Source organism: Sodaliphilus sp. (genome assembly GCF_045598405.1).
GTDB lineage: Bacteria > Bacteroidota > Bacteroidia > Bacteroidales > Muribaculaceae > Sodaliphilus > Sodaliphilus limicaballi.
The window spans coordinates 1-2,752 of the sequence record NZ_JAZLLZ010000162.1 but is presented as its reverse complement, the minus strand read 5'-3'; the positions used below and the strand labels follow the sequence as shown (position 1 = coordinate 2,752).

Here is a 2,752-nt window from a genome sequence, read left to right as displayed (position 1 = left end):
AGTTACGAACTTTGGTATAATCGGGGCTTGGTATAGAATAAAAAAAGAAAATGTTTTTTTAGTTTATATGGCTCACGCCAAGAACCGTGCTCAAGGGAGTAAGCAGCGGTAAGTGGGCAAAGCCCGTGCCGCGACCAGCGAACCTCCCTTAAAATGGAGGACTCTGTCCTCAAAATGATAATACACTATCTGTGAGGTAATTCCATTTTGCTTGCAGAGCAGGCTATTTTCTATGCGAAGCAAAAAAACCAAAATAAAAATATTTTCTTTTTTAAACGGACAACAATAGTTCTTTATAAATATCAAGAACGCCAGGCTACATAGAATAGCGTGGCGTTCTTGGTGTTTTATAGGCACGATAGTGCCGTTCTTAAAGCAGCGCGTTCTTAAAGCGTAGCGTTCTAAAACTTACTTTTCTGGCTCTACTACCTTGAGGCGGTCGCCGCTGCCGCGGCCCACTACGTCGTAGTATTCCTGGTTGTATCCGCCCCAATTGGGCTGCACGGGATAGCCTGCCTCGTTGCGCTCAAACTTGCCGTCTTTCTCCTTCTTGACGTTGCCGTCGAGGTATTTGACAAATAGGTATTCGCCCAGTTTGCGGTAGCGTGCTGTGGTGCTTTGCGCCTGGTTCACGCTGTAGTTGGTGAGGAACTCAACAGCCTCGGCGGGGTTGTTCTTGACAAGGGCCACAGCCTTGGCTTCGACCTTGGGCTGATTAGCCTCGAACGAGTCTTCGATTTCGCCCTGCACCTTGCGTATGTCAACAATCATCTTGTTGTAGCGGCTGTAGGCCTGGTTTGCCACCCAGTTGTTAACCCAGAACGCGCTGTTCCAGTCGAGGGTGTAGAGGTCGGCCTTACCTTGCGCGTAGCTAGCGGGAGCCTCGGTCATGCAGCAGTACATGGGCACGAACACTGCGGTGTTGGCATCGTCAACGCCGAACCACAGACAACCACCCACCTGGTCGGGTAGCCATGAACGCATCTGCGAAACAAACACGAAACCAGTTTGTTGGGTAGCGATGGCGCGCTCCATGCTGTAAGTCACGCTGTCCACCTTGAACTCCATGGGACGCCAGCGGTAGGGCACGTCGTAGTTAATCTTGGCACCAGGGTCTTGTGTCATGTCGAAGGGAGTACCCTCGTAGTGGTCGCGCATCATGTTCTGCACATCGCGCACGCTCACCTTGCGGTCGGGCTGCACGGCAAACGGCATCACCTCGGCGCCTTTCTTGCCGTTGATGAAGGGCAGGTACTTGTCCATGCCGGCCTTGAAGCGGTTGAAGTAAGACCACACGCGTGCGTCGCAGCCGCGCAGGTTGCCGAAGTCGGCGGGAGCGTATGCAGCCGAGAAGTCAAAGTCGGCATCCTTGCCGTTGAAGTAACCCATCTTGCGGGCAAACGTAATCACGTCCTTGGAATATATGCAGTTAGCCTTGTCGTTGAGAGGGAAGCGATGGATGCGAGCCTGGTTGGCGTGACCAGCGATGCAGTCGTCGGGGACGCGCTGTGCCACCCACACTGCGCCTTTTTCCTTCTTGCCCTTGCCTATGAGGTCGAGCACCCAAATCTCGTTGGGGTCTCCTATCGAGAACGACTCGCCCTCGCTGCAATAGCCATATTCAGCCACGAGCTTGGTCATCAGGTCGAGTGCCTCGCGTGCGGTGCGACAGCGTTGTAGCGCGATGTAGATGAGGCTGCCGTAGTCGATGATGCCGTCTGATTCCCATAGTTCCTCACGTCCGCCCCATGTGCTCTCAGCGATAGTGAGCTGGTGCTCATTGATATTTCCCACCACGGCGTAGGTGTGGGCAGCCTCGGGAATCTCGCCGTGCTTGATGCCGGTGTCCCAGTCGTTGATGACGCGCATGGTGCCAGGCTTGTGGTCGGCAGCGGGCAGCATCTGCAGGTCGCCATAGAGGATGTGGGCGTCGGCTGCGTAGGAGATGATAGTGCTACCGTCGGCGCTGGCATTCTTGCCCACTAGCAGGTTAGTACATGCGTCGGCATTAGCCGCCGCACCCATTGCCATAGCTGCGATGGCAATGATTTTAGTGATGTTGTGTCGTGTCATATCCTTGTGTTTTAGTGTTATCAAGTTGAATAGGAGAGTACAAAGGTAATGCTTATTTGCGTAACATCAAAGCAAGAGGCTGAAAAACCTTTCATTACGTGTGTGGTGGGTATATAGAGTATTGGAATAAAAAAACAGAAATTAACCGCTGTGTAAGAGAAGATGGCTGTCGCCATTGATGTCAAGCGCTTGTGATTTCGCTAGTGAGCTTCGCTCCCCGCAAAATCACAAACACATGCCATCACCCTACTGGGCTTTTCTTCTCTCACACAGCCCAAAATACAACATCACTAGGAATATTGTTGCTAACATTTTTTGCAACAAGAGGATGTTGACGAAGATTTAATTTTTTGATAATTTTTAGTTGATTTCAAGCGAAGCGTAACTATTCAGCAATGGTATTTTGGGTAATTTCCCCGCGCGGATCTCACTGATAACACAGATTTAATAATAACTGAAAGAAATTAAAATAATTAGAATAATTTCTTATTCAGTTAAATCAGAGCAATCTGTTGTAACTATACTACAATAGATTTTTTTGCAGAGTCCCTGCGCGGATCTCACTCACACATGATTTTGTAATGAGAGGCTGGAAGCCGACACGCAGAACGCAGTTCTGCACATAACCCTGTCCTAACTGAGCGCAAGCGAAGGCAGGGCAGGGTAAACGCGATACACT

1 protein-coding gene is annotated in these 2,752 nt (G+C 50.5%); it reads right to left on the bottom strand.

The window, feature by feature from the left end; genetic code table 11:
* Positions 1–408: 408 nt before the first annotated feature.
* Positions 409–2,073, bottom strand: coding sequence for a dipeptidase (locus ACKI3C_RS11295; protein ID WP_407405095.1), 1,665 nt, complete (start codon positions 2,071–2,073; stop codon positions 409–411).
* Positions 2,074–2,752 lie beyond the last annotated feature (679 nt).

What these genes read in the sequence shown, in the direction of transcription:
- ACKI3C_RS11295 (WP_407405095.1), bottom strand. Translation starts at nt 2,073, where the DNA reads ATGACACGACACAACATCACTAAAATCATTGCCATCGCAGCTATGGCA.